Origin of the sequence: Mesorhizobium sp. L2C084A000 (genome assembly GCF_000502875.1) — a bacterium.
GTDB lineage: Bacteria > Pseudomonadota > Alphaproteobacteria > Rhizobiales > Rhizobiaceae > Mesorhizobium.
In genome coordinates, this window is sequence record NZ_AYWX01000043.1 from 1 (window position 1) to 1,800 (window position 1,800).

Below are 1,800 nucleotides of genomic sequence, written 5' to 3' on the forward strand. Positions count from 1 at the left end.
GGAAAGCGCTGCCGAGGAGATTGGCCTTCCGGTGATTCTCAAGCCAGGCGCAGGCAGCGGCAGCAGAGGTGTCCGATTGTGCCGCGGGCCCGATGAGGTGGCCGAACATACGACGTATCTGTTGGGCGGGAAGCATATATGGCGGTCTTCGCCGAGGATACTGGTCGAGGAATTCGCACAAGGCCTGCATTATAGCATTGACATAATGGGAAATGAGATCGTTGGGATTGGCGCTCTTGACTTCTGCCGTCCACCCCATTTCGTCTATCGTGAGTTCACCTATCCGGCCGTGCTGACTGATGACGAGTATAATCGTATCGCCGATGTTTCGCTGAGCTGTTTGCGAGCTCTCGGCCTTGGCTGGGGGCCAACGAACATTGAACTCCGGTGGACGAAACGTGGTCCAGTCGTCATCGAAGTCAATCCGCGTCTTACGGGTTCGCCCGCTCCTGAATTGGTTCAGCTGGCTTACGGTGTCGATCTCGTCACCGAGCACATCAAACTTGTTATCGGTGACGAATGGAATTTGCGCAGAAGCCATTCGCAGACTGCGGTCGCGCGGTTCCTCGTTCCTGATCGCGAGGGCACCCTTGATTGGATCGGTGGCGACAATCGGGCGGCTGCTGTATCCGGTGTCGCCGAGGTCAAGTTGTATCTGGAACCCAAGACGCCGATCGTTAGGAACGGCGATACCGGAGATCTTATCGGATATGTCATCGCCGCTTCCCCCACCCGTGCTCGGGCGGACGCGATACTTCAGCGTGCCGTCGGTTTAATCGATTGGTCGATTACACCATTTTCGACCTGACCTGAAACCCCAATCTCCTTTGGCCTGAGGGAGAGTCTTGGTTTTGACGCTCCAATACCATTCTCTGGACCGCCGGAAGATAGAGTTTCCCGGTTTTCTCACGATGGCGGGCTGGCGGCGCCATCGGCTCTGAGAAACGAGATCAGGGCCTTGTGCCCGATTGCGCCATGTGGGCGGTCCTCGTTGTGTATCTGCGCCAATCCTCCAACTTGTCGGCGGCATCGGCATCGACGGCGCGGTAGATTTCCTTGAGTGCGCTGGCGAAGCTCTTGCGGTCTTCCAGGACACCAAGTCCATGGAGTTGCGCAGCAGGTGGACGATGCATGTCTGGACGATCGACCCTGGGAAGCCCTTCAGGCGAAGGATATCCTCCGTGCCGCGGTTCTTGAGCTCGTTCATCACCCGCAGCCAGAACTTGGCGCCTTCATTCTGCTCGAGCCACAGGCCCAGTACCTCCTTTGCACCATCGGCGCGCACGCTCAGCGCGATGTCCGCGCGAATGCACGTTGCGGACCGTCCCTCCATCGCGGATCTTGACCGGGATCGCATCGAAGAAGACCAGCGGGTAAATCGGATCAAGCAGCCTTTGCTGCCAGGTGGCGACTTCGTCGAGAACGGCGTCCGTCACCGTTGAGGTCAGGTCCGCTGACAGGTCGGCGACCAGTTTCCTCAGCTTGCCGTTCACGTCCTCCTGGCGCGACGGCGAGTACAAGCCGCTCGTCTATGCGCGAGGCGATCGACCGGCAAACGGTGACCTGCCACTGAACTGTCATCCAGTGGCGATTAGAGCCTTGGCCGTTTCTGATCCGATACCATTCTTTGGACCGCCGGAAGGTGGAGTTTTCCGGCTGTTTGCCACAGCGCTGGTGATCAAAAGGTTGCAACAGATCCCTATGGGCTCGTGGCACTGTATGCGGCGATGCACCGCCCTCCGAAAATTCGTCGAGACGCTCGGTGCCACAGCGCCGGCAATCAAACCGGTTGCAACAAAG

Annotated in this window: 2 protein-coding genes and 1 pseudogene; 2 read left to right on the plus strand and 1 reads right to left on the minus strand. The window is 58.5% G+C overall.

Translation table 11 applies throughout. The annotated features are described in order from the left end of the window. A partial coding sequence (locus X735_RS0135695) for an ATP-grasp domain-containing protein (RefSeq protein ID WP_031214082.1) occupies positions 1-808 on the plus strand: 808 nt, incomplete at its 5' end. Between the two features lie 208 nt (positions 809-1,016). Here the strand turns inward: X735_RS0135695 and X735_RS01000000166655 are convergent. Further along, positions 1,017-1,496, minus strand: a pseudogene (locus tag X735_RS01000000166655) (transposase); the annotation flags it as partial. 103 nt (positions 1,497-1,599) lie between these two features. Between X735_RS01000000166655 and X735_RS1000000169520 the strand changes: the two are divergent. After that, positions 1,600-1,800, plus strand: a 201-nt coding sequence (locus X735_RS1000000169520) for a hypothetical protein (RefSeq protein WP_210164053.1), incomplete at its 3' end; no start/stop codon positions are given.